Raw genomic sequence first — 24044 nt, forward strand, 5'->3', positions numbered from 1 at the left:
CTACCGTGCACCGGCGGTGACCCTGAAGCCCAGTACCACTTTCTAAAACGATCATTTAGCAGCACTACATCGTCCCTAGACTGAGGCCATGGACGAACGGCAGCTGCGGATCCTGCGGGAGCTCGGCGAACTGGGCAGTGTCACGGCGGTCGCCGAGGCGCTGCTGGTGACGCCGTCGGCGATCTCCCAGCAGCTACGGCTGCTGCAGCGGGCGATCCCGGTGCCGCTCACCGAGCGTCAGGGGCGCCGTCTGGTGCTCACCGATGCCGGACAGGCGCTGGCGGGTGCGGCCGTCGAGGTGGAGACGGCGCTCGCGCGGGCGAGGCACGCGGTCGAGGAGTTCGTCGGGCGGCCGGAGGGAGAGGTGTCGGTGGCGGCGTTCCACAGCGCGGGCACCGCCTTCTTCCCGCTCCTCCTGCGAGCGCTGGCCGGCCCGGGCAGGCCGGTGCCGAGGCTGGTCGACGAGGACGTACCGCAGGAGGACTTCCCCCGGCTCACCCGGGAGTACGACATCGTCCTCGCCCACCGCCTGGACCACGCCCCACCGTGGCCGAACACGGTGGCCACGACCACGCTGCTCCGCGAGCCACTGGACGTGGCCATGCCCGCCGGCCACCCCCTGGCCGCCAAGCGTCGCGTCACCCCACGCGACCTGGCCGACGAGCCGTGGATCACCGTGCACGACGGCTTCCCGGTCCTGGCGGTCATCGAGGCCATCGCCGCGGCAGCGGGCCGCCGCCTCCATCTGGCCCATCGCATCAACGAGTTCGCGGTGGTGGCGGAGGTCGTGGCGGCCGGTGGCGGGATCGCCCTGATGCCCCGCTGGACGATGCGCCCCCATCCGGCGCTCGTACTGAGACCGCTCAGCGGGGTGCAGGCGCGACGCCACATCGACGCCCTCTACCGCCCCGAGCGCACGGCACGCACGGCGGTCCGCACGGTCCTGACCGAGCTGCGCAGAGCCGCGCGCAGCATCCAGAACAGAGAAGGCGACGATGAGGCAACGCCCTGAGACGGTGAGGCAACTCCCTGAAGGGGCAGCGAGGCAGCGAACCCGCAGCCGCCCGACAACGCGCAGCCCCCGGACCCCAGGCGCTCAGAACGAAAGCCACCGCACCGTCTCATCCCCGTCCCGCAACGAAGCCACCCGCCGCTCGAACTCCACCAACGCCTTCGGATTGCTCGGCGCATGCTGCGCCACCCACGCACAACTGGCCGTCTCCCGCGCCCCCCGCAGCACCGAACACCCCTCCCACTCCCGCACATCCCAGCCGTACGCCTCGACGAACGACTCATAAGCCGCCGCAGGCAACCCGTACCGATCCCGCGAGAGCGCCATCACCACGAGATCGTGCTCACGCAGATCGGCCGAGAACGTCTCCAGATCCACCAGCACCGGCCCGTCCGCCCCCACATGCACATTGCGCGGCAGCGCATCCCCATGGATCGGCCCCGGCGCCAGACGAGGAGTCAACCCGGCCGCAGCCGCCGCGAACCCGTCCCGCCGCTCACGCAGGTACGCCGCGTCCGCCGGATCGATCGCCTCGCCGGCCAACCGCAGCCACCGCTCCACACCACCCAGCAACTCACGCGGAGGCAGATCGAAGGAGGGCGTGGGCAGGGCGTGTACGACCCGTAGCAGTTCGGCCAAATCCCGTGGCTCGGCGGGACGTACCGGATCGGGCAGCCGGTGCCACACGGTCACCGGGTGCCCCTCCACCAGCAGCGCCTTGGACTCGGCCGCTCGCACCGCCGGCACGCCCGCATCGGCCAGCCACACAGCGATGGCCAGTTCACGCCGCGCACGGTCGAGGAGTTCCGCGTCGCGCCCCACCTTGACGACCAGGTCACCCGCGGCGAACACCGCGTTCTCGCCGAGGGCGAGCAGTCGCGCGTCCCGCGCCGGGGCCGGAAGTACTCCCGCCGCGGCCAGTACGACCCGCGCCTGTGCCTCGTCCATCGTCCGCCTCCGAGTGGTCGTACGCCTCCATGAACGGCGTCGGATTCCCGCCATCGACGTGCAGTCTCGCATTTCCACAGGTCGGACCGCGTGCGCGCGGTCTTGACGGGGCAGAGCGCCTTCACGACCATGACCGGGCCCACCCGAGCCGCGCAAAAAGGGGCTGATTCAGTGACGTCGGTGACCGAGGCGCAGAGACCGGTGAGAGGTGCGCCCAGCGGCAAGGCACCGCGGCGCGTCAGGGATCACGGCGCCTGGTTTCTCGTACTTCCCGCGCTGATCCCCATCCTGATCCTGAGCGTCGGTCCGCTGCTCTACGGCGTCATGCTGTCCTTCACCGACGCGCAGTCCGGACGGACCGAGCCCACGCAGTGGATCGGCGGTCTCAACTTCCGGGATCTGCTGCAGGACACGCTGTTCTGGGAGTCGTTCCGGATCGGCCTGGTCTGGGCCGTCGGCGTCACCGTGCCGCAGTTCCTGCTGGCCCTCGGCCTCGCCCTCCTCCTCAGCCAGGACCTGCGCCTGCGCTGGCTGGCCCGCGCCCTCGCGATCGTCCCGTGGGCCATGCCCGAGGTCGTCGTCGGCGTGATGTGGCGGCTGGTCTACAACCCCGACGCGGGCATCCTCAACGAGACCCTGCGCGACCTGGGCCTCGGCGACGGCCGCGACTGGCTCAGTGGGCTCGGCACCGCGCTGCCCGCCGTCATCGTCGTAGGCATCTGGGCGGGCATGCCGACCACGACGGTCGCCCTGCTCGCCGGCCTCCAGAACACCCCGCGCGAACTGCACGAGGCGGCGGCCGTGGACGGCGCCGGCGCCTGGCGCCGCTTCCGCACGGTCACCTGGCCCGCGCTCAGGCCCGTCGCCCTCTCCATCACGGCGCTCAACCTGATCTGGAACTTCAACTCCTTCGCCCTGGTCTACGTCCTCACCAGCGGCGGCCCCGGCGGCCGCACCCGCCTGCCGATGCTCTTCGCCTACGAAGAGGCCTTCCGTTACGGGCAGTTCGGCTACGCGGCGGCGATGGGATGCGTGATGGTCGCGGTGATCTCGATACTCCTCGCCCTCTTCCTCGTCGGAAGGCTCAAAGGGGGTGACGAGGCGTGAGGACCAGTCGAACCGGCCGCGCCGGACAGTACGTCGCCCTGCTCGCCTACCTCCTCTTCCTCGTCTTCCCCTTCCTCTGGCTGATCTCCACCGCCTTCAAACCGCCCCGCGAACTGGGCAGCCTGCACCCCACCTGGATCCCGAAGGACCCCACCCTCGCCAACTTCCGCCAGGCCTTCGACGAGCAGCCCCTGCTGCACGCCGCCCTCAACTCCCTGATCGCCGCACTCGGCGCCGCCCTGATCGCCGTACTCCTCGCGACCCCGATGGCGTACGTCATGGCCCGTCACCGCACCCGGCTCGCGCGCGCGGCGACCGGGTGGGTGGTCGTCAGCCAGGCGTTCCCGCTGGTGCTGGTGATCATCCCGCTGTTCCTGGTGCTGAAGAACCTGCGGCTGATCAACTCGATGCCGGGGCTGATCATGGTGTACGTGGTGTGGGCGCTGCCGTTCGCGCTGTGGATGCTCGTGGGGTATGTACGGGCGGTGCCGCCCGAGTTGGAGGAGGCCGCGGCCGTCGACGGGGCCGGGCGGGTGCGGACGCTGGTGTCGGTGACCGCGCCGCTGCTGGCGCCGGGGATCGTGGCGACGGCGCTGTTCGCTTTCGTCACGGCGTGGAACGAGTTCTTCTTCGCACTCGTCCTGCTGAAGACCCCCGAGAAACAGACCCTGCCGGTCGTCCTCACCCACTTCATCGGCGCGGAGGGCGTCGCGGACCTCGGCCCGCTGGCCGCCGCCGCGTTCCTCGCGACGCTGCCCTCGCTGGTGGTGTTCGCGGTCATCCAGCGGCGGATCACGGGCGGCATGCTCGCCGGGGCGGTGAAGAACTGATGCGTAAGAAGCTGCTGTTGACGCTGGTCGTCCTGAGCCTGCTGCTCGCCGGGTGCAGCGGTGGCGACGACGGCGGTTCCGACGGGCGAGTCACCCTGCGCTTCCAGTCCCTCGCCTGGCAGGAGGAGTCCGTCGAGGTCAACCAGGAGCTGGTGAAGGAGTGGAACGCGACCCACCCGGACGTCAAGGTCGAGTACGTCCAGGGCAGTTGGGACAGTGTCCACGATCAGCTCCTCACCTCCTTCGAGGGCGGTGAGGCCCCGGACATCATCCACGACGCCTCCGACGACCTCGCGGACTTCGCGTACGGCGGCTACCTCGCCGACCTGACCGATCTGCTGCCGCAGCGGCTCAAGTCCGACATCCCGCAGCGCAGTTGGGACACGGCGACCTTCGGGGACGGGATCTACGGCGTGCCCTTCCTCCAGGAGCCGCGGGTCCTCATCGCCAACGCCAAGTGGCTGAAGGAGTCGGGCGTACGCATTCCGACCCCCGAACAGCCCTGGAGCTGGGCGGAGTTCCGGAAGATCACCAAACAGCTCAGCGGGGACGGCAAGTACGGCGTCGCCTGGCCGCTCAAGGAGCCCGTCTCCGCCACCCTCAACCTGTCGCTGTCGGCGGGCGGACAGCTCTTCCACCGGGGCGCCGACGGCAAGGTGACGATCCGGTTCGGGACGGGCGACCAGGTCGTGCCGCGCACGATCCACGACCAGGCCGACACCGACCACAGTGCCTCGCCCACCACCCTCGGCAGCGGCGGCTCGGACACCCTGCCCGGCTTCTTCGGCGGCAAGTACGCGATGGTTCCGCTCGGCTTCTCCTACCGCCAGCAGATCGTGCAGCAGGCGCCGAAGGGCTTCGACTGGCAGGTGCTGCCCGCCCCGGCCGGCGCCGAAGGGCTCACCCAGGGCGTCAGCCCGCAGACCCTGTCCATCGCCGAGGACAGCCCGCACAAACGGGAGGCGGCCGAGTTCATCGACTTCCTGCTCCGGCCCGAGAACATGGTGCGGCTCGCGTTGGGGGACTGGATGCTGCCGACCGGCACCGAGGCGCTCAAGGACCCGGCCCTGCACACCACCGAGAACGACTGGGCCACCGGCACCGCCCTCGCCGGGCATCTGCGCTCGGCGCCCGCACAGTCCGTACGGGGCTATCCGGAGTGGAAGGACAAGGTCGCCACGCCCGCCTTCCAGGAGTACTACAGCGGGGCCATCGACCTCGCCGAGCTGCGCGACCGTCTGGAGGACGACGGGAACCTGGTGCTGGCGCGCTACCAGCGCTGACGTAAGCCAGGATCGGCAGCATCCGCACCGACGAAATTCAGTTGTCCGCGTCACCCGGCCCCGCCTAACGTGCCGTCCGTGGCAGCGAACAACGCGATCATCAACACCGGTCTCGGCCGGGGCTACGCGCACTCCGTACGGATGCGCCGCGGCCCCGGAGCCCTGACCGGTCCGGGGAGCCACGCCCGCTGAGCCTTCGCGGCACCCGTATCTCCTGCTTCCTCCTGTCTTCCGGTCAGGGCCTTCGTCTGCCCTTCTCCCTCTCCACGGAAGACAAGGACCGCAGGCCATGGCCCGCCCCACCCGCGTATCCCGCGCGCTCTCGCAGAACTTCCTCGCCGACCGCACCGCCGCCGGACAGCTCGCCCGACTGGCCGTACCGAACGGACGCGAGGCACCCCTGCTGCTCGAAGTCGGCGCCGGAAAGGGCGCGTTGACCGAGCTCCTCGCCCCGCGCTGCCGATGCCTCCTCGCGTACGAGATCGACCCACGGCTCGTCCCCGCCCTGCGGACGCGCTTCTCGGGCACACCCCAAGTCCGGGTCATCGCCGAGGACTTCCTCGCCGCGCGGCCCCCGCGCACACCCTTCTCCGTCGCCGGCAACGTGCCCTTCTCCCGCACAGCGGCCATCGTCGACTGGTGCCTGCGGGCCCCCGCCCTCACCGACGCCACACTCCTCACCCAGCTTGAGTACGCCCGTAAGCGCACGGGCGACTACGGCAGCTGGAGCCGGCTGACGGTCCTGACCTGGCCCCGGCACGAGTGGCGGCTGGTCGGCCGGGTCGGGCGGTACAGCTTCCGGCCCGTGCCGCGGGTGGACGCCGGGATCGTACGGATCGAGCGACGCCGCACACCGTTGCTCGACGCCGGCGCGTACGACGGCTGGCGGCGCCTGGTCGACCTGGGCTTCTCCGGAGTCGGCGGCTCGCTGCACGCGTCGCTGCGCCGGGTCCACCCGAGGCGGCGCGTCGACGCGGCGTTCCGCGAGGCGGGCCTCGACGCGCGGGTTCTCGTCGGCGAGGTGCCGCCAGGGGCGTGGCTGAGGCTGCACGAGGTGCTGGCGCCGTGAATTCAAGTAGCGTGAATTCGAGTTGCACGAGACGTATCGTCTCGATTAGCGTCAAGGTCATGACCAGTCCCGCTCACGCCACCCGCCCCGCTCACATCGCGATGTTCTCCATCGCCGCCCACGGCCACGTGAACCCAAGCCTCGAAGTGATCCGCGAGCTCGTGGCACGCGGGCACCGGGTCACGTACGCGATTCCGCCGGCCTTCGCCGAGAAGGTCGCCGAGGCCGGTGCCGAGCCGAAGCTCTGGAACTCGACCCTGCCCGGTCCCGACGCCGACCCGGAGGCCTGGGGGAGCACCCTGCTGGACAACGTCGAGCCGTTCCTCGCCGACGCGATCCAGGCGCTCCCGCAGCTGATCGAGGCGTACGAGGGAGACGAGCCGGACCTCGTCCTGCACGACATCACCTCGTACCCGGCGCGGGTCCTCGCCCACCGTTGGGGCGTCCCCGCGGTCTCCCTCTCGCCGAACCTCGTCGCCTGGGAGGGCTACGAGGAGGAGGTCGCCGAGCCGATGTGGGCGGAGCCGAAGAAGACCGAGCGCGGGCAGGCGTACTACCGCCGCTTCCACACATGGCTGGAGGAGAACGGCATCACGCAGCACCCGGATCCGTTCGCCGGCCGTCCCGACCGCTCGCTCGTCCTCATCCCGCGGGCCCTGCAGCCCAACGCCGACCGCGTCGACGAGACGGTCCACACCTTCGTCGGCGCCTGCCAGGGCGACCGCGCGGCCGAGGGCGACTGGCAGCGGCCCGACGGCGCCGAGAAGGTCGTACTCGTCTCCCTCGGGTCGTCCTTCACCAAGCAGCCGGACTTCTACCGGGAGTGCGTCCGCGCCTTCGGTGATCTGCCGGGCTGGCACCTGGTGCTGCAGATCGGCAGGCACGTAGACCCGGCCGAGCTGGGGGACGTACCCGCCGGCGTCGAAGTACGTTCCTGGGTACCGCAGTTGGCGATCCTCCAACAGGCCGACCTGTTCGTCACCCACGCCGGCGCCGGCGGCAGCCAGGAGGGACTGGCCACCGCGACCCCGATGATCGCCGTACCGCAGGCCGTGGACCAGTTCGGGAACGCGGACATGCTCCAGGGGTTGGGCGTCGCCCGCCGGATCGACACGGAGGAGGCCACCGCCCAGACCCTGCGGGAGACCGCCCTCGCCCTCGTCGGCGACCCCGAGGTCGCCCGGCGCCTGAAGGGGATCCAGTCGGAGATGGCCGAAGAGGGCGGCACCAGGCGGGCCGCGGACCTGATCGAGGCCGAACTGGCCGCCGTACGAGAAGCGCACGGAAACACCTGAAAGGACAGGGCCCGTTGACTCCCCCGAGAGTCAACGGGCCCCGTCGTCGAGCAGTCGGGTCAGACCGGCACCCGCTCGCCCTCGTCCTCCCGGGCCGTCCCCCGCGTCACGGCCTCCGGCGCCTCGTCGTGCGTCAGGTCAGGCAGGCGGTTCAGCCACTTCGGCAGGTACCAGTTGCGCTCGCCCAGCAGTGCCATGACCGCCGGGAGCAGCACGCCCCGGATGATCGTCGCGTCGATGAGCACCGCGGCCGCGAGGCCGACGCCCATCTGCTTCATGGACTGCATCGACAGCGTGCCGAAGATCGCGAACACGGCGACCATGATGACAGCGGCGCTGGTGACGACCCCGGCCGTGGTGACCACGCCGTGCTGGATCGCGTCCTTCGTCGTACGGCCCCGCAGCCGCGCCTCGCGGATCCGCGAGACCACGAACACGTGGTAGTCCATCGACAGTCCGAACAGGATCACGAAGAGGAACAGCGGCAGCCAGGTGATGATGGCGCCGACGCCCTCCGCACCCACCAGCGACGCACCCCAGCCGTGCTGGAAGACGGCGACGAGGATGCCGTACGCCGCGCCCACCGACAGCAGGTTCAGCACGATCGAGGTGATCGCGATCGTCAGCGAGCGGAAGCACAGCAGCATCAGACCGAAGGCGAAGACCACGACGAAGGCGAAGACCGGGACGACCGCTCCGGCCAGCTGGTCGTTGAAGTCCTTCGAACCGGCGACCTGCCCGGTGATCGGCGCCTCGACGCCGTCGACCTTGCCGAGCGTGGCCGGACGTACCTCGTCGCGCAGCTTGTCCAGGCTGGCGCCCGCCTTGTCGAGGTCGGAGCCGCCGACCAGCGGGACGTACACGAAGGCGATGTTCTTCTCGTCGTGCAGCTTGATCTCCACCGGGCCGCGCGAGGCGCCCGAACTGACCGCCCGCTCACGGAAGTCGGCGAGCGCGGACGTCACCTCGGGAGCGTTGATGTCGTCGGCCTTGACGACGACCTCGGCCGGGTCGGAACCGCCGGGGAAGGCCTCGTTGAGGCGGTTGTACGTCTGCACGATGGGCAGCGAGTCGCCGAACTCCTGGTCCAGCGTGAGGTTCTGGGTCTTCATGCCGAGTGCGGGAGCCGCGATGGCGAGCAGCGCACCGGCGGCGACCACGACCGAGATGACCGGCCGTGCGAGCACGCCCTTCAGTACGGCCGTCCAGAAACGGCTCTCGCGGTTCGCGCCGCCCCGATTGCGGCGGAGCTTGCTCTCCGGGTGCAGGAAGGGGATCTTGCCCTTCTCCACTCGCGCGCCGAGCAGCGACAGCACCGCGGGCAGGACGGTGACCGACCCGACCATGGCGACCGCCACGACCATCAGCGAGGCCAGGCCCATCGCCTCGAACTCGGCGAGACCGGTGAACAGCATGCCGGCCATCGCCACGCACACCGTGACGCCCGAGACGATGATCGCGCGGCCACTGGTGGCGGCGGCGACCCTGAGGGCGGTCTGGGCGTCCCGGCCGGCCTCGCGCTCCTCGCGCTCACGGCGCAGGTAGAACAGGCAGTAGTCGACGCCGACGGCCAGACCGACCAGCAGCATCACGGAGTTGGCGGTGTCGCTCATCGGCATGACATGGCTGACGATGCCCATCAGACCCATCGTCGCCATGATCGCGGTGACCGCGAGCAGCACCGGCAGCAGCGCCGCCACCAGGGCGCCGAAGGCGATGAGCAGAATGCCGAGGGCCACCGGCACCGCGGAGTACTCGGCCTTCTGGAAGTCGTCCCCGAACGCGTCGTCGAACGTCTTCATCATGCTGGCGCCGCCGATCTCCTCGATCCGCAGCGACTCATGGCCCTTCTGGACGTCCTCCACGGCCTTCAGCACGGGCTCCACGCGCTCACCGGCGGTCTCGGCATCGCCGCGCATGTCGAACTGCACCAGCGCGCTGCGGCCGTCCTTGGAGATCGTCTGTGTGTCGTACGGCGATGTCACGTCCGTGACCTTGCCGGTGCCCTCGACCGCCTTGACCACCGCGGTGACGGCGGACCGGAACTCGTTGTCCGTGGCCTTGAGCGAGCCGTCCTTGGCCTGAATCAGGACGGTCTCGCCGGCCGGCTCCTTGATGCCCGCGTCCTCGATGATCTTGGCTGCGGTGTGTGTCTCGCCCTTCAGCTGGTCGCTGTCCTTGACGTCCACGCGGCCGGCCGCCGAACCGAGTCCCATCGCCAGGACGACGAACAGCACCCAGATGCCCACGGCAGCCCATCGGTGCCGGGCGCTCCAGCCGCCGGCCCGAGCGGCAAGGCCCCGGACCCGCGTATCTCCGTTCACCATGAGGGCTAGCCCCTTTGATCTGCGGTGGCGGCCCCCTGCCGCCACCTTTCGTTTCGAAGGTATGGGCCGGATAAGGGCATCTCGTCGTGCTCCCCGGTGAAGCTCGGCGGCCGGAACTCATCCCCTTGGACACCGGGCTCTCCCCACTGGGGAGGATGCCGGTCCCTTACATCTGTCCGGTCGTGTCGGGGGCGACGATCAGGGGGAAGCGGTTGTGCTCTTACTGACCGGTGAGTAACTTACGGGGCCAGGCGGCCGTCGTGCCCACCCCCACGGGGCGCGACGGCCGCCCTAAGCTGACGGGATGACGACGACGTACGCGGCGCTCCTCCGTGGCATCAATGTGGGCGGCAGCAGAAAGCTCCCGATGGCCGAACTGCGCACCCTGATGACCGGCATCGGTTACGGCGACGTACGCACCTATCTCCAGAGCGGCCAGGCGGTCTTCACCGCCGACCACGGCGACGAGGAGTCCCTGGCCGCGGAGCTCGCGTCGGCGATCGAGAAGCAGTTCGGCTTCGCCGTGGACGTGATCGTGCGCGACCACGCCTACCTCAGGGCCGTCGCCGACAACTGCCCCTTCCCCGCAGTCGAGTTGGAGCCCAAGCAGCTCCATGTCACCTACTTCTCCGCCCCGGTGGACGCCGAGCGCTTCGCGGAGATCGACCGGGCCGCCTACCTGCCGGAGGAGTTCCGGCTCGGCGACCGCGAGCTGTACCTGTACGCCCCGGACGGCCTGGGCCGCTCCAAGCTAGGCGAAATCCTGTCGCGGCCGCGGCTCAACAAGGGTTTGATCGCCACGAGTCGTAACTGGAACACCGTGCTGAAACTCGTGGAGATGACAGGTGATCAGAGGTGACTGAACACGATTCCGCCGTGAAGGCCGCCATCGAGGGCGAGTTGAGGCTGATGGACCCCGAAGTCCGCCGCTCGGCCGAACTGCTCGGGTCGCTACTGCATCCGGAGTTCCACGAGTTCGGCTCGTCGGGACGGCACTGGGACCGGGCGTCGACCATGTCCCGCCTGCCCGCGGACACCGATCCTGTGGACCGCCATGTCGTCACCTCGGAGATCCAGGGCGTCCGGCTCGCCCCCGATGTCGTCCACCTCACCTTCGACACGGTGTACAACGGCGGCCACGCGCACCGCAGTTCGCTGTGGCGGCGCACCGAGGACGGGTGGCAGATGTACTTCCATCAAGGGACGCCGTTCAGTACCGGTTCCTGATCCCGCCCGCGACCTCAGGTTGAGGGCTCGGTAGCGCCGCCCGACGGTGTTTCGGGCTTGGTGCGGAGGATCTCGCGGGCCTGCTCGGCAGCGCGGGCGGTGCTCTCGGAGACGAAGTCGAGGAAGCGGGCGATGTTCTCCAGGCGGGTGGCGGCCGGCGTGCCCGGGACGAGGACGCGGACGCCCTGCCGTGCGGTCTCGACGAGGTGGGCGATGGCGCGGGCGCTGGCCAGCATCGACTGGTACCAGACGTCGTCGTCGACGACGTAGCGCTCGCGGCGGCGTTCGCCCTGTTCCCGGCGGACCATGCCCTGGCTCTCCAGGAACGCGATCGCCTTGGAGACGGACGCCGGGCTGACCTGGAGGTGCTGGACGAGTTCGGACGCGGTGAGGCTGCCCGAGTCGGTGAGGGTGAGGCAGGCCATCACCCGGGCCATCATCGCGGGCATGCCCGAAGCCACCATGACGGTGGTGAACAACTCCTCGTACTCCCGCACGGCCTCCGCGTCGCGTCCGAAGGCCTGCTCGGGTGCCCCGCCCCCTCGGGGTGCGGCCTGCCTGCGCCGGTGGGCGCGGCGTTCGGTGGCGCGGTGGGCCGCTTCGGCGCGGTAGGCGGTGGGGCCGCCGTTGCGCATCACCTCGCGCGTGATCGTCGAGGTCGGACGGTCGAGGCGTCGGGCGATCTCCGCGTAGGCGAGGCCGTCGGCCAGCCCCAGCGCGATCTGCTGGCGTTCGGGCTGGGTGAGTCTGCCTCCCGGCATCGCGGTCTCCTTCGTGCTCCCTGATGTTGCTCGGTGCCTTCAGGGTAGCGTTCACTCGCAGTTCATTGCAACATTCGACGTTCTTTCGTTGCATTACTTTCAGTGCCGTTGCAACGATTTCCTTGCTCTCACCTGCATTTACAGCAGTTACGTGCAACGACGGCGTTGCCAGATCCATGAATGCAACGTAGCGTTTCTCTCATCAGAAACGACGAGTCACAGGAGAACATCATGCAGAAGTTCGACACCCCCGCCCCGGTCTCCGTCGTCCTCGGAATCCCGGCGGGACGCATCCGGTTCATCGCCGCCGACCGGGCCGACACCGTCGTCGAGGTCCTGCCCGCGGACGCGTCGAAGGGCCGCGACGTGAAGGCGGCGGAGCGGATCGAGGTCGCCTACGCCGACGGCGTCCTGCGGGTCGAGGCCCCGGAGGCGGAGAACCGGCTCCTCGGCTCTTTCGGATCCGTCGAGGTGACCATCCAGCTGCCCGCCGGTTCTCGCGTCGAGGCGAAGGCGGAGGCCGCCGAGTTCCGGGGCGTGGGGCGGCTCGGCGACGTCGCCTTCGAGGGCGCGTACCGCCAGATCAAGATCGACGAGGCCGCGAGCCTCCGCCTCACCGCGACCGACGGCGACGTCGAGGTCGGCCGGCTGGGCGGGCCCGCGGAGATCAGCACCGCGAGGGGCGACATCCGGATCACCGAGGCCGTGCGCGGCTCGGTCGTGCTCCGTACCGAGTCCGGCAACATCTCGGTCGGCGCCGCCGCCGGCGTCTCGGCCGCCCTGGACGCCGGCACCGGCTACGGCCGGGTCAGCAACTCCCTCAAGAACGACGGCACGGCCGAACTCGACATCCGTGCCACCACCTCCCACGGCGACATCACCGCCCGCAGCCTCTGACCCGCTCGGTCACGGCACTTGCTCCTGCTCCTGCTCCTGTCCCTGTCCCTGCCCCGGGACAGGGGACAGGGGTCGTTCATGGGCCCTACACATGGCTGTGCGAGGCTCGTCCCATGCGCTACATCATCATCGGGGCCGGGGCGATCGGCGGTGTCGTCGGCGGACGGCTCGCGGGCTCGGGACACGAGGTCGTACTGGTCGCACGGGGAGCGCACTTCGAGGCCCTGCGGGACCGTGGGCTGCGGCTCCGGGTGCCCGAGGGCGAGCTGATCCACCGGCTGCCGGTCGTCGACGGGCCCGCAGCGCTCGGGGAGTTGCACCCCGACGACGTGCTCGTCCTCGCCGTCAAGACGCAGGACAGCGCGGCGGCGCTGCAGACCTGGGCGGCCGTACCGGTCGCCGGTGGCGGTACGGCCGCCGAGCGGCTGCCACTGTTCTGCGCGCAGAACGGCGTCGAGAGCCAGCGCCTAGCCCTGCGGCTGTTCCGACGGGTGTACGGCGTCTGCGTCTGGCTGCCGTCGACGTACGTCGAACCCGGCGTCGTCTCCGCCGCCGGCCGCCCCCTCACCGGCATCCTGCACCTAGGGCCTGTTTGGCAAATCCCCGCCTGCCAGGCGGTGTCTGGCACGCACGCTCGCCGCGTTGCCGAACCGCCCACGTGGCTCCGCCACGAGGGCGCTCCGGCGCCTTGCGATCGCACGCACCAGACGCCGCCTGGCCCGCCCTCCGGGCGGACGACGGGGATTTGCCAGACAGGCCCTGGCCGCCACCCGCACGGCACCGACGAGACCGCCCGCCTCGTCGCCGCCGACCTGGAGAAGTCGCACTTCGAGGCGCCGGTCGTGGCGGACGTGGCGCGCTGGCAGTACGCCAAGCTGCTGGCCAACCTCGGCAACGCCCTGGAGGCGGTGACCGGCCCCGTCGACAGCGAGGAGGGCGCGGCGCTGTTCCGGCGTGTGCGGGCCGAGGGCGCGGCGGTGCTCGACGCCGCCGGGATCGCGTACGCGGGCGCCGAGGAACAGCAGGCGGTACGGGGCGACAAGGTGTCCCTGGTCCCTCTCGACGGGGCCCCGCGCGGCGGCGGCTCCTCCTGGCAGTCCCTCATCCGCGGCACCGGCACCATCGAGGCCGACTACCTCAACGGCGAGATCGCCCTGCTGGGCCGCCTGCACGGCGTACCGACCCCGCTGAACGAACTCCTCCAGCACCTCGCCGGCACCTTCGCGCGCGAGCGCCGGGCGGCGGGATCGATGCCGGTGGGGGAGTTGGTGCGGCTGGCCGACGAGGCGGTCCGGACGGCGCGCTGAACCGGCGCGCGGAACTCGCTCGAACTCCGGGACAGGCGGCGAGGGTTGTTCGGCATCCGGCCAGGTGAGGTCGGCAGAGCCCGCCCTCAGGCCCCGACCGCCGCCAGCGCCGGCACTCCGGCCGCGTCGTACCGCTCCAGCAGCACCCGCGCCACCTCGGGCGCCGCCCCGAGCACGTCCGCCAGCACGTCCGCCTCGGCCGCGCCCCGCGCGATGCGGTCCGGGAGGAACCCGGGGGCCAGGACGTACGGCGCGACGGCCACCCGCTCGCAGCCGAGTTCCCGGAGTTCGCGGACCGCGTCCTCGGTGCGGGGAAGGGATGCGGAGGCGAACGCAGGTCGCACGGCGCACCAACCGGTGTGCCGCCACTCCCGCGCGATTTCTGCGATCACTGCGATCGCCTCCGGGTCGGTGGACCCCGCCGAGGCCAGCACGACCCCGGTCGAGGACTTGTCGGCGGGCGTCAGCCCGGCCTCGTACAGCCGCCGTTCCAGGGCGGCGAGGAGCAGCGGCGACGGGCCCAGCACCTCCGCCTGCCGGATCCGCAGCTGCGGCGGCGCGTCCCGCAGGACCGCCGGGATGTCGGCCTTCGCGTGGAAGGCCCGGGTCAGCAGCAGGGGCAGCGCCACGACGTCCCGGACGCCCTCCGCCGCCAGCGACTCCAGTACCCCCTGCACCGACGGGATGTTGAAGTCCAGGAAGCCGGTCTCCACCCGTACGTCAGGGCGCAGCGAGCGCACCCGCCGTACCAGGGCATGCACCGTCGCGGCATGCCGCGGGTCGCGGCTGCCGTGGGCGATGACGAGAAGGACCGGCTTCACGGGCATGGGACCTCAGCTCCTTGCCAGCAGGCCGCGGCTGCGCAGGACCCGGCGCTCCAGCGGGCTGAAGATGAGCAGGTCGATGGCGATGCCGACGATCAGGATGAGCAGGATGGCGAAGAAGACCATGGACATGGAGCTGGTGGTACGGCCGTTCTCCAGCAGCTGCCCCAGACCCACACCCAGGTCGGGGGAGGACGCGATGATCTCCGCCGCCATCAGCGAACGCCAGGAGAAGGCCCAGCCCTGCTTCAGGCCCGCCAGATAGCCGGGCAGCGCGGCCGGCATCACGATGTGCCAGGTGCCCTTCAGGCCGGTCGCCCCCAGCGTGCGGCCCGCCCGCAGGAAGAGCGGGGGCACCTGGTCCACGCCCGACACCAGGCCGTTGGCGATCGACGGGACCGCGCCGAGCAGGATCACCGCGAACATCATCCGGTCGGTCAGCCCCAGCCAGATCACGGCCGGCGGCACCCAGGCGACGGACGGCAGCGACTGCAGCCCGGACAGGATCGGGCCGATGGCCGCCCGCACGAACCGCACCCGTGCCACCAGCAGGCCAAGCGGCGTACCGATCGCCAGCGCCAGCAGGAAGCCCAGCAGGCCGCGGGAGACGGACGTCCAGATGTACTCGTGGAGCGTGCCCTGCAGCCATGAGTCGCGCAGCTCGCCCCACACGTCGGACGGCGACGGCAGCTTCGACGGGTCGTCGGCGATCCCGGACGACACCAGGAACTGCCAGACACCGAGCACCAGCACGATGGCGACGATCGGCGGCAGAACCTTCTGCGTCAGCGTCTTCCGCAGCGGCGTACGACCCGTCTGGACCGTCTCCAGGGCGTCCAGACCGGCTTCGAGTCCGGCGAGGTCGTTGCCGTCCTTGGCCGGGGTCGTGTCAGTGCTGGCCATGGCGGCGGATCTCCCCACGCAGTTCTTCGGTGATCTCCCGGGACAGCTCCGCCACGTCGGCGTCCTCGATGCGACGCGGCTGCGGGATGCCGACCGTCCACTCGCGCGCGACGCGGCCCGGGCGCGAGGACAGCAGGACGACGCGCTGGGCCAGCCGGACCGCCTCGCGCACGTTGTGCGTGACGAACAGGACGGACAGTCCCGTCTCGCGCCAGATGCGGGTCAGTTCGTCGTGCAGGACGTCCCGGGTGATCGCGTCCAGGGCGGCGAACGGCTCGTCCATCAGCAGCAGTCGGCTGTCCTGCGCCAGCGCCCGGGCGAGCGCGACGCGCTGGCGCATACCGCCGGACAGCTCGTGCACCCGCTTGCCGTGCGCGCCCTTGAGCCGGACCAGTTCGAGGAGCTCCTCGGCCCGCTCGCGCCGCTCGGCCTTCGGTACGCCCCTGAGCTTCAGGGCGAGTTCGATGTTCTTGCCCGCGGTCAGCCACGGGAAGAGGGCGTGCTCCTGGAACATCAGCGCCGGGCGGCCGTCGGTCGTGATGCTGCCCGCGCTGGGCTTGTCCAGTCCGGCCACGAGGTTCAGCAGCGTCGACTTGCCGCAGCCGGACGCTCCGAGGAGGGTGACGAACTCGCCGGGTGCGACATCGAGCGTGATGTCGTCGAGGACGAGCTGCTGCCCGGCGGGGCCGGCGAAGGACTTCGAGACATGCTCGATGCGCGCGGCGTGCTCCACGGACGCATCCGTGCCCGCGGCCTTGGCGAGGGCGGTTGCCATGGTCGTCACCTCCTGGGAACGCTCGTAGGAACTCTTGTCGTTCGGAAACGCGGCTTACTTGACGCCGAGTCCGGCGTCGTCGACCTCGGATTCGCCCTCGGCCTTGAGGACCTTGTTCAGCGGCGCCAGGTCGTAGACGCCCGTCAGGTCCGGCTTCTGCAACAGCCCCGCCTTGACCGCGTGCTCGGCCTCGGTGCCGAGCGTGGCCGCCAGCGGGTCGTCGGTGATCCGGATCGACTGCCACGCCGGGTCGAGGACCGAGGTCGGCAGCGCCTTGCCGGTGTCGGCCGCCAACTGGGCGTTCGCCGCCGCCTTCGCCCGATCCGGGTTGTCGTTGATCCACTTGTTGGTCTTCACCGAGGCGCGCAGTACGGCCTCCACGGCCCGCGGGTGCTCCTTCAGGAAGCTCTGCGACACGATGACGTTCGTGATCACGAACTTCTTGTCCGGCCACAGGTCGGCCTCGTCGAGCAGCACCTTCGCGCCCTCGGCGACCAGCTTGGACGCGGTCGGCTCCGGCACCCACGCACCGTCGATCGAGCCGGACTTGTAGGCGTCCGGCATGATCTTGTTGTCGGTGCGCACCACCGAGACATCGCCCTTGCCGCTCTGCGCGTCGACCTTCCAGCCCTGCTCGGAGACCCAGTTGAGGAACGCCACGTCCTGGGTGTTGCCGAGCTGCGGCGTGGCGATCTTCTTGCCCTTGACGTCCTTCAGGGACTTGATCTTCTCCGGGTCGACGACGAGCTTCACACCGCCCGAGGCCGAACCGGAGATGATCCGCAGGTTCTCGCCGTTCGACTTGATGTAGCCGTTGATGGCGGGGGAGGGGCCGATCCAGCCGATGTCGATGGACCCCGAGTTCAGCGCCTCGATCTCCGAGGGGCCGGCGTTGAACGTGGCGTACTCCGCCGTCGTGCCGCCCAGCTCCTTCTGGAACAGCCCCTCGTGCCGGCCGACCAGCGCGGTGGCGTGGGTGAGGTTCCCGAAGTAGCCGATCCGCACCGAGTCCAGGCCGTCCACCTTGGCCGCACCGGCGATGGCCTGCTCGGTGTTCTCCTTGGCCTGGGAGCCGTAGCCGCACGCCGCGAGGGCGAGCAGCGGCAGCGTGGTCAGGACGGCGACGAGCCGGGCTCTCAGAAGTCCCACCCGTCGTCCTCGGCGTCGTCCTTGACCGGCTCCGGCGAGGCGAAGGACTCGCCGACCATGCCCGCGGTGAGCGTGGTGCCGTCGTTCGGGTCGATGAGGATGAAGGAGCCGGTGCGGCGCGAGTCGGCGTAGGAGTCGACCGGCAGCGGCTCGGCGGTGCGGATCTTCACCCGGCCGATGTCGTTGGCGACGAGCTGTCCCGGGTGCGGGTGCAGGGACAGGTCGTCGAGCGTGAGCCGGGACGGGATGTCCTTGACGATGGCCTTGACCGTGCGGGTGCCGTGCTTGAGCAGCACCCGGTGGTTGACGGCCAGCGGCTGGTCGGCGACATGGCAGACCGTGGCCTCGATCTCCTGCGTGGTCGCGGGCGCGTCCTTGGTCGGCACGAGCAGGTCACCGCGCGAGATGTCGATGTCGTCCTCCAGCAGGACGGTCACCGACTGGGTGGTCCACGCGATGCCGACCGGCTTGCCCAGCAGATCGATGCCGGAGATCTTCGACGTACGGCCCGACGGCAGCACGGTCACCGACTCGCCGACCCGGAAGGAACCGGCGGCGATCTGACCGGCGTAGCCCCGGTAGTCCGGGTGCTCGGCGGTCTGCGGCCGGATCACGTACTGCACGGGAAGGCGGGCGTGGCAGTGGCTCAGGTCGTGGCTGACCGGGACCGTCTCCAGGTGCTCCAGGAAGGTCGGGCCGCCGTACCAGTCCATGTTCGCGGACGGGTCCACCACGTTGTCGCCGGCCAGCGCCGAGATCGGGATCGCGGTGATCTCCGGGACGCCCAGCTCCAGCGCGTACGCCGTGAACTCCTCGGCGATCGCGGCGAAGACGGACTCCTGGTAGTCGACCAGGTCCATCTTGTTCACGGCGAGCACGACGTGCGGCACCCGCAGCAGCGCGGCGATGGCGGCGTGCCGGCGGGTCTGCTCGACGACGCCGTTGCGGGCGTCGACCAGGATGACCGTCAGCTCGGCCGTCGAAGCGCCCGTGACCATGTTGCGGGTGTACTGCACATGGCCGGGGGTGTCGGCGAGGATGAACCGGCGCCGGGGCGTGGCGAAGTAACGGTACGCCACGTCGATCGTGATGCCCTGCTCCCGCTCGGCCCGCAGGCCGTCCGTCAGCAGCGCGAGGTCCGGCGCGTCCTGACCCCGCGAGGCCGAGGCGCGCTCCACGGCCTCCAGCTGATCGGTGAGGATCGACTTGGAGTCGTGCAGCAGCCGGCCGACGAGCGTGGACTTGCCGTCGTCGACGGAGCCCGCGGTGGCGAACCGCAGCAGGGTGGTGGCCGAGAGTTCCTCGGTCGTCGTCGTGCTCATGCTTAGAAGTACCCCTCGCGCTTACGGTCTTCCATCGCGGCCTCGGAGAGCTTGTCGTCGGCGCGGGTGGCGCCGCGCTCGGTCAGCCGGGAGGCGGCGATCTCGGTGATGACCTGCTCCAGGCTCACCGCGTCCGAATCGACGGCACCGGTGCAGGACATGTCGCCCACGGTCCGGTAGCGGATGAGCCGCTTCTCGACCGTCTCGCCGTCCTTCGGCCCGCCCCACTCACCGGCGGTCAGCCACATGCCGGCCCGCTTGAAGACCTCGCGCTCGTGCGCGAAGTAGATCTCCGGCAGCTCGATGCCCTCGCGGGCGATGTACTGCCAGACGTCCAGTTCGGTCCAGTTGGACAGCGGGAAGACGCGGACGTGTTCGCCGGGTGCGTGGCGGCCGTTGTACAGGTTCCACAGTTCGGGGCGCTGGCGGCGCGGGTCCCACTGGGAGAACTCGTCGCGCAGGCTGAAGACCCGCTCCTTCGCCCGGGCCTTCTCCTCGTCGCGTCGTCCGCCGCCGAAGACTGCGTCGAACTTCTCGCTCTGGATCTTCTCGGTCAGCGGCACGGTCTGCAGCGGATTGCGGGTCCCGTCGGGACGTTCGCGCAGCACACCCCGGTCGATGAAGTCCTGTACGGAAGCCACATGGAGCCGCAGCCCATGCTTCTCGACCGTGCGGTCCCGGTAGTCGATGACCTCGGGGAAGTTGTGTCCGGTGTCCACATGCAGCAGCGAGAAGGGGACCGCCGCGGGGGCGAACGCCTTCAAGGCGAGGTGCAGCATGACGATGGAGTCCTTGCCGCCGGAGAACAGGATCACCGGCCGCTCGAACTCGCCCGCGACCTCGCGGAAGATGTGCACCGCCTCGGACTCCAGCGCGTCCAGGTGCGAGAGGGCGTACGGGGAGTCCGTGCCGTCCTCCACCGTGGCGACAGTGGTCGTCATGCCAAACCCCTTTCGCTGAGCAGGGCGTACACCGACGCCGCGGACTCCTGAACGGTCTGGTTCTGGGACTCGATGCGCAGGTCGGGCGACTCGGGCTCCTCGTACGGGTCGTCGACCCCGGTGAGCCCCGTGAGCTCGCCCGCGGCCTGCTTGGCGTACAGACCCTTCACATCGCGTACGGAGCACACCTCGACCGGCGTGGCCACGTGCACCTCGACGTAAGCCGCCCCGCTCTCCTGGTGCCGCTTGCGCACCGCGTCACGGCTGTCGGCATACGGCGCGATCACCGGGACGAGCGCCTTGACGCCGTTACGGGCGAGCAGTTCGGCGAGGAAGCCGATGCGCTGCACGTTGGTGTGCCGGTCCTCGCGGCTGAAGCCGAGGCCCGCCGAGATGAACTCGCGGATCTCGTCGCCGTCGAGCACCTCGACGCGGTGGCCCTCCTCGCGGAGCCGGCCTGCCAGCTCGTAGGCGATGGTGGTCTTGCCGGCGCTCGGCAGACCCGTGAGCCAGACGGTGGCTCCGCTCGTCACGTGGTTCTCCAAATTCGTAGCAAGCTCGGTCATGGTCAGCCGTGCAGCCCGCACTCGGTCTTGCCGCGGCCCGCCCAGCGGCCGGCGCGCGCGTCCTCGCCCTCCAGCACCCGGCGGGTGCAGGGGGCGCAGCCGACGGAGGCGTAGCCGTCCATCAGCAGCGGGTTGGTGAGGACGCCGTGCTCGGCGACGTAGGCGTCCACGTCGTCCTGAGTCCAGCGGGCGATCGGGGAGATCTTCACCTTCTGCCGCTTCTCGTCCCAGCCGACGACCGGGGTGTTCGCCCGGGTCGGGGACTCGTCGCGGCGCAGCCCGGTCGCCCAGGACACATAGCCCTTCAGGCCCCGCTCCAGCGGCTCGACCTTGCGCAGCTTGCAGCACAGGTCGGGGTCGCGGTCGTGCAGCTTGGGGCCGTACTGCGCGTCCTGCTCGGCGACCGACTGGAGCGGGGTGAGGGTGATGACGTTGACGTCCATCACGGCCTCGACCGCGTCGCGGGTGCCGATGGTCTCCTCGAAGTGGTAGCCCGTGTCGAGGAACACGACGTCCACGCCGGGCATGGCGCGGGAGGCGAGGTGGGCGACCACCGCGTCCTCCATGGAGGAGGTCACGCAGAAGCGCTTGCCGAAGGTGTCGACCGCCCACTGGAGGATCTCCAGCGCGGAGGCGTCCTCCAGGTCGCGGCCCGCCTGCTCGGCGAGCGCCTTGAGATCCGCCGTCGTGCGCTCTTCCTGTGTCGTCGTCATATCTCGTCTCCCCCTGCGTCGGTGCGCTGAAGACCGCGGGCGAGCAGCCCGAGGAACTTCAGTTGGAAGGCCCGATTGCACGCCGCGCATTCCCATGCGCCATGGCCCTGCTCGCCGGGACGCAGGTCCTCGTCACCGCAGTAGGGGCAGTAGAAGGGGGCGGCCCGCTCGCTCATGAGAGGGCCTCCTCGGAGGCGCGCGCCGCCCAGGTGGCGAACCGCTCGCCGTCCTCGCGCTCGTCCTGGAACCGCTTCAGGACCCGCTCGACGTAGTCGGGCAGTTCCTCGGAGGTGACCTTCAGGCCACGCACCTTGCGCCCGAACCCGGCCTCCAGACCGAGCGCGCCGCCCAGGTGCACCTGGAAGCCCTCGACCTGCTCGCCCTTGTCGTCGAGGACCAGCTGGCCCTTGAGACCGATGTCCGCCACCTGGATACGGGCGCAGGCGTTCGGGCAGCCGTTGATGTTGATGGTGATCGGCTCGTCGAAGTCCGGGATCCGGCGCTCCAGCTCGTCGATCAGCTGGGAGCCGCGCGCCTTGGTCTCGACGATGGCGAGCTTGCAGTACTCGATGCCGGTGCAGGCCATCGTGCCGCGCCGGAAGGGGGAGGGCTTGGCGGTCAGGTCCAGTGCCTCCAGGGCCTCGACCAGCGACTCGACCTGCGCCTCCTCGACGTCGAGGACGATCATCTTCTGCTCGACGGTGGTACGGACCCGGCCCGAGCCGTGCGCCTCGGCCAGCTCGGCGATCTTCGTGAGCGTGGCGCCGTCGACGCGGCCGACGCGCGGGGCGAACCCGACGTAGAAGAGGCCGTCCTGCTGCCGGTGCACACCGACGTGGTCCCGCCAGCGCTCCACGGGCTGGGCGGGCGCGGGGCCGTCGGTCAGCTTGCGCTTGAGGTACTCGTCCTCCAGCACCTGGCGGAACTTCTCCGCGCCCCAGTCGGCGACCAGGAACTTCAGGCGGGCGCGGGTGCGCAGCCGCCGGTAGCCGTAGTCGCGGAAGATCGAGATGACGCCCTCGTAGACGTCCGGCACCTCGTCCAGCGGCACCCAGGCGCCCAGCCGGACACCGATCTTGGGGTTGGTGGACAGACCGCCGCCGACCCACAGGTCGAAGCCGGGGCCGTGCTCGGGGTGGTCCACGCCGACGAAGGCGATGTCGTTGATCTCGTGCGCCACGTCGAGGAGCGGCGAGCCCGAGATCGCGGACTTGAACTTGCGGGGCAGGTTGGAGAACGCCTTGTTGCCGATGATCCGGCGCTGGATCTCGTCGATGGCAGGGCTGCCGTCGATGATCTCGTCCGCGGCGATACCGGCGACCGGCGAGCCGATGACGACACGGGGCGTGTCACCGCAGGCCTCGGTGGTGGACAGGCCGACCGCCTCCAGGCGGTTCCAGATCTCGGGCACATCCTCGATCCGGATCCAGTGGTACTGGACGTTCTGCCGGTCGGTGATGTCCGCGGTGCCGCGCGCGAACTCCTGCGAGATCTCGCCGATGACGCGCAGCTGCTGCGTGGTGAGCCGACCGCCGTCGATCCGCACCCGCAGCATGAAGTAGGAGTCGTCGAGCTCCTCCGGCTCCAGGATGGCGGTCTTGCCGCCGTCGATACCCTGGCGGCGCTGGGTGTAGAGCCCCCACCAGCGCATCCGGCCACGCAGATCGTTCGGGTCGATGGAGTCGAAGCCGCGCTTGGAGTAGATCGTCTCAATGCGTGTCCGCACATTGAGACCGTCGTCGTCCTTCTTGAACTGTTCGTTGCCGTTGAGCGGGGTGAAGTGCCCCGCGGCCCACTGACCCTCACCGCGGTGACGGCTCACCTTGCGGCGGGGAGTCGCGGCGGCAGGCTTCTGCGGGTTGGCGGCCATGGTTGATACGTCCTTCGGGACAGGCGGGAAAGCGGCTCTGACCTGCGCGTATTGGCGCATGGGTATACATGCGCTTCATTGCGCAGGAATGAGACTGAAGGGGAGTGTCGGGCGCGGGTGGACTGTACTCAGCGCGCCGGACAGATGGCGCTGGACATGCGGCCGAGGTCGACGTGCCGCCGACTCACCAAGGCAATTCCAGTTCCAGACATGACGGAAGCGTGGCACGGCGATCTGGACACAGTCCAGCTTCGTCCGTCATGCGGACACCCTTGTCCCGTAGAGTGAGACAAGGGTGTCGTCGGTCACATGGCCCGAATCGGCCGTTTCTGCCCAGGTCAGCCAGGGTAAGCCCCCGGCCACGGACCGGGCGCGGCCACCTCGGCCTCCTCCTCGACCTTGGTGTCGAAGAGCTTGAAGCCGCGCCGCAGATAGTTGTCCATGGCGTGTTCCCCGTCCAGGCTGCAGGTGTGCAGCCACAACCGCTTCGTCCGCGCCAGTCCGGGCCAGCGGTCCGCGAGGTCCCAGGCGCGGGCGGCGCCGTACGCCAGCAGATGGCCGCCGATCCGCCGGCCGCGGAAAGCCGGAATCAGGCCGAAGTAGACGATCTCCACGACCCCGTCGTCCTGCGGCTCCAGCTCGACGTATCCCGCCGGAGTCCCTTGGTCGTACGCGACCCATGTCTCGACCCCCGGACGTGCCAGGTGCTTCTCCCACTGGTCGTATGTCCAGCCAAGCCGGTCGATCCAGAGGATGTCTCCCCCAACCGACGAGTACAGGAACCGGCTGAACGCGGGCGAGGGCACCTCGGAGCGGACGATCCGCACGTCCCCTTCCGGGGCGGTGGCAGGGAGGACGTCGGTGGGGGAGGTCTGTTCCAGGGACCAGGTGGTCACGGGGATGCGGGGCATGGTGGCC

25 protein-coding genes are annotated in these 24044 nt (G+C 70.1%); 10 read left to right on the forward strand and 15 right to left on the reverse strand.

Annotation, left to right across the window (positions count from 1 at the left end; translation table 11 throughout):
- Positions 1-88: 88 nt before the first annotated feature.
- Complete coding sequence (locus tag ACIA8X_RS16485; RefSeq protein WP_399458531.1) at positions 89-1012, forward strand: LysR family transcriptional regulator; 924 nt, start codon at positions 89-91, stop codon at positions 1010-1012.
- 84 nt (positions 1013-1096) lie between these two features.
- Here the strand turns inward: ACIA8X_RS16485 and ACIA8X_RS16490 are convergent, their stop codons facing one another.
- The gene (locus ACIA8X_RS16490) at positions 1097-1960 is read right to left on the reverse strand and encodes a phosphotransferase enzyme family protein (protein ID WP_393447666.1); all 864 of its coding nucleotides are present in this window, start codon (positions 1958-1960) and stop codon (positions 1097-1099) included.
- Positions 1961-2131: 171 nt separating this feature from the next.
- Between ACIA8X_RS16490 and ACIA8X_RS16495 the strand changes: the two genes are divergently transcribed.
- The 5 genes from ACIA8X_RS16495 (at position 2132) to ACIA8X_RS16515 (ending at position 7544) form a co-directional block, all read left to right on the forward strand.
- Positions 2132-3067 carry a carbohydrate ABC transporter permease gene (locus ACIA8X_RS16495; protein ID WP_393447668.1) on the forward strand — a complete coding sequence of 312 codons (936 nt, stop codon included), beginning with the start codon at positions 2132-2134 and terminating at the stop codon, positions 3065-3067.
- A complete protein-coding gene (locus ACIA8X_RS16500; RefSeq protein WP_399458532.1) occupies positions 3064-3897 on the forward strand; it encodes a carbohydrate ABC transporter permease in 834 nt (277 codons plus the stop codon). Before ACIA8X_RS16495 ends, ACIA8X_RS16500 begins: the two co-directional genes overlap by 4 nt.
- Positions 3897-5180: an ABC transporter substrate-binding protein gene (locus ACIA8X_RS16505; protein WP_399458533.1), complete on the forward strand. Its 1284-nt coding sequence runs from the start codon at positions 3897-3899 to the stop codon at positions 5178-5180. The genes ACIA8X_RS16500 and ACIA8X_RS16505 overlap by 1 nt, the downstream gene beginning before the upstream one ends.
- A 289-nt stretch (positions 5181-5469) precedes the next feature.
- The gene (erm, locus tag ACIA8X_RS16510; RefSeq protein WP_399458534.1) at positions 5470-6249 is read left to right on the forward strand and encodes an ErmE/ErmH/ErmO/ErmR family 23S rRNA (adenine(2058)-N(6))-methyltransferase; all 780 of its coding nucleotides are present in this window, start codon (positions 5470-5472) and stop codon (positions 6247-6249) included.
- 59 nt (positions 6250-6308) lie between these two features.
- Positions 6309-7544: a glycosyltransferase gene (locus tag ACIA8X_RS16515; protein ID WP_393447676.1), complete on the forward strand. Its 1236-nt coding sequence runs from the start codon at positions 6309-6311 to the stop codon at positions 7542-7544.
- 59 nt (positions 7545-7603) lie between these two features.
- Here ACIA8X_RS16515 and ACIA8X_RS16520 read toward each other — a convergent pair whose 3' ends face one another.
- Entirely contained in the window at positions 7604-9871 is a 2268-nt protein-coding gene (locus ACIA8X_RS16520; RefSeq protein WP_393447678.1) for an MMPL family transporter, read from the reverse strand.
- A gap of 304 nt (positions 9872-10175) precedes the next feature.
- Between ACIA8X_RS16520 and ACIA8X_RS16525 the strand changes: the two genes are divergently transcribed.
- Together ACIA8X_RS16525 and ACIA8X_RS16530 are read left to right on the forward strand one after the other, a co-directional pair.
- Positions 10176-10730: a DUF1697 domain-containing protein gene (locus tag ACIA8X_RS16525; RefSeq protein WP_393447680.1), complete on the forward strand. Its 555-nt coding sequence runs from the start codon at positions 10176-10178 to the stop codon at positions 10728-10730.
- Positions 10727-11098: a DUF4440 domain-containing protein gene (locus tag ACIA8X_RS16530; protein WP_393447682.1), complete on the forward strand. Its 372-nt coding sequence runs from the start codon at positions 10727-10729 to the stop codon at positions 11096-11098. Before ACIA8X_RS16525 ends, ACIA8X_RS16530 begins: the two co-directional genes overlap by 4 nt.
- 14 nt (positions 11099-11112) lie before the next feature.
- On the opposite strand, the gene ACIA8X_RS16535 is transcribed toward ACIA8X_RS16530, so the two are convergent.
- On the reverse strand, positions 11113-11859 hold the full coding sequence (locus tag ACIA8X_RS16535) for a helix-turn-helix domain-containing protein (RefSeq protein WP_393447684.1): 747 nt from the start codon (positions 11857-11859) through the stop codon (positions 11113-11115).
- A gap of 231 nt (positions 11860-12090) precedes the next feature.
- Between ACIA8X_RS16535 and ACIA8X_RS16540 the strand changes: the two genes are divergently transcribed.
- Together ACIA8X_RS16540 and ACIA8X_RS16545 are read left to right on the forward strand one after the other, a co-directional pair.
- The gene (locus ACIA8X_RS16540; RefSeq protein WP_399458535.1) at positions 12091-12756 is read left to right on the forward strand and encodes a DUF4097 family beta strand repeat-containing protein; all 666 of its coding nucleotides are present in this window, start codon (positions 12091-12093) and stop codon (positions 12754-12756) included.
- A 113-nt stretch (positions 12757-12869) separates the two neighbouring features.
- On the forward strand, positions 12870-14063 hold the full coding sequence (locus ACIA8X_RS16545) for a ketopantoate reductase family protein (protein ID WP_399458536.1): 1194 nt from the start codon (positions 12870-12872) through the stop codon (positions 14061-14063).
- An 86-nt stretch (positions 14064-14149) separates the two neighbouring features.
- Here the strand turns inward: ACIA8X_RS16545 and ACIA8X_RS16550 are convergent, their stop codons facing one another.
- The 12 genes from ACIA8X_RS16550 to ACIA8X_RS16605 all read right to left on the reverse strand — a co-directional run bounded on the left by ACIA8X_RS16550 (position 14150) and on the right by ACIA8X_RS16605 (position 24037).
- A complete protein-coding gene (locus ACIA8X_RS16550; protein WP_393447690.1) occupies positions 14150-14890 on the reverse strand; it encodes a sirohydrochlorin chelatase in 741 nt (246 codons plus the stop codon).
- Between the two features lie 6 nt (positions 14891-14896).
- Positions 14897-15790: an ABC transporter permease gene (locus ACIA8X_RS16555; protein WP_399458537.1), complete on the reverse strand. Its 894-nt coding sequence runs from the start codon at positions 15788-15790 to the stop codon at positions 14897-14899.
- Complete coding sequence (locus tag ACIA8X_RS16560) at positions 15777-16565, reverse strand: ABC transporter ATP-binding protein (RefSeq protein ID WP_393447694.1); 789 nt, start codon at positions 16563-16565, stop codon at positions 15777-15779. The genes ACIA8X_RS16555 and ACIA8X_RS16560 overlap by 14 nt, the downstream gene beginning before the upstream one ends.
- A 54-nt stretch (positions 16566-16619) precedes the next feature.
- Positions 16620-17714 (reverse strand): aliphatic sulfonate ABC transporter substrate-binding protein, encoded by a 1095-nt coding sequence (locus ACIA8X_RS16565; RefSeq protein ID WP_399458538.1) that lies wholly within the window; start codon positions 17712-17714, stop codon positions 16620-16622.
- Positions 17702-19036 carry a sulfate adenylyltransferase subunit 1 gene (locus tag ACIA8X_RS16570; RefSeq protein WP_393447698.1) on the reverse strand — a complete coding sequence of 445 codons (1335 nt, stop codon included), beginning with the start codon at positions 19034-19036 and terminating at the stop codon, positions 17702-17704. Before ACIA8X_RS16570 ends, ACIA8X_RS16565 begins: the two co-directional genes overlap by 13 nt.
- 2 nt (positions 19037-19038) lie before the next feature.
- Positions 19039-19977, reverse strand: coding sequence for a sulfate adenylyltransferase subunit CysD (gene cysD, locus ACIA8X_RS16575; RefSeq protein WP_393447700.1), 939 nt, complete (start codon positions 19975-19977; stop codon positions 19039-19041).
- Entirely contained in the window at positions 19974-20510 is a 537-nt protein-coding gene (gene cysC / locus ACIA8X_RS16580) for an adenylyl-sulfate kinase (RefSeq protein ID WP_393447702.1), read from the reverse strand. The genes cysD and cysC overlap by 4 nt, the downstream gene beginning before the upstream one ends.
- 35 nt (positions 20511-20545) lie before the next feature.
- Positions 20546-21256 carry a phosphoadenylyl-sulfate reductase gene (locus ACIA8X_RS16585; RefSeq protein WP_393447704.1) on the reverse strand — a complete coding sequence of 237 codons (711 nt, stop codon included), beginning with the start codon at positions 21254-21256 and terminating at the stop codon, positions 20546-20548.
- Positions 21253-21432, reverse strand: a complete 180-nt coding sequence (locus ACIA8X_RS16590) for a hypothetical protein (RefSeq protein ID WP_345011861.1) — start codon at positions 21430-21432, stop codon at positions 21253-21255. Before ACIA8X_RS16590 ends, ACIA8X_RS16585 begins: the two co-directional genes overlap by 4 nt.
- On the reverse strand, positions 21429-23126 hold the full coding sequence (locus ACIA8X_RS16595) for a nitrite/sulfite reductase (protein ID WP_399458539.1): 1698 nt from the start codon (positions 23124-23126) through the stop codon (positions 21429-21431). The genes ACIA8X_RS16590 and ACIA8X_RS16595 overlap by 4 nt, the downstream gene beginning before the upstream one ends.
- Positions 23127-23254: 128 nt before the next feature.
- Complete coding sequence (locus tag ACIA8X_RS16600; RefSeq protein WP_310591794.1) at positions 23255-23338, reverse strand: putative leader peptide; 84 nt, start codon at positions 23336-23338, stop codon at positions 23255-23257.
- Between the two features lie 126 nt (positions 23339-23464).
- On the reverse strand, positions 23465-24037 hold the full coding sequence (locus ACIA8X_RS16605) for a GNAT family N-acetyltransferase (protein ID WP_399458540.1): 573 nt from the start codon (positions 24035-24037) through the stop codon (positions 23465-23467).
- Positions 24038-24044: the final 7 nt, after the last annotated feature.

The organism is Streptomyces sp. NPDC051738 (genome assembly GCF_044453205.1).
Lineage (GTDB): Bacteria > Actinomycetota > Actinomycetes > Streptomycetales > Streptomycetaceae > Streptomyces.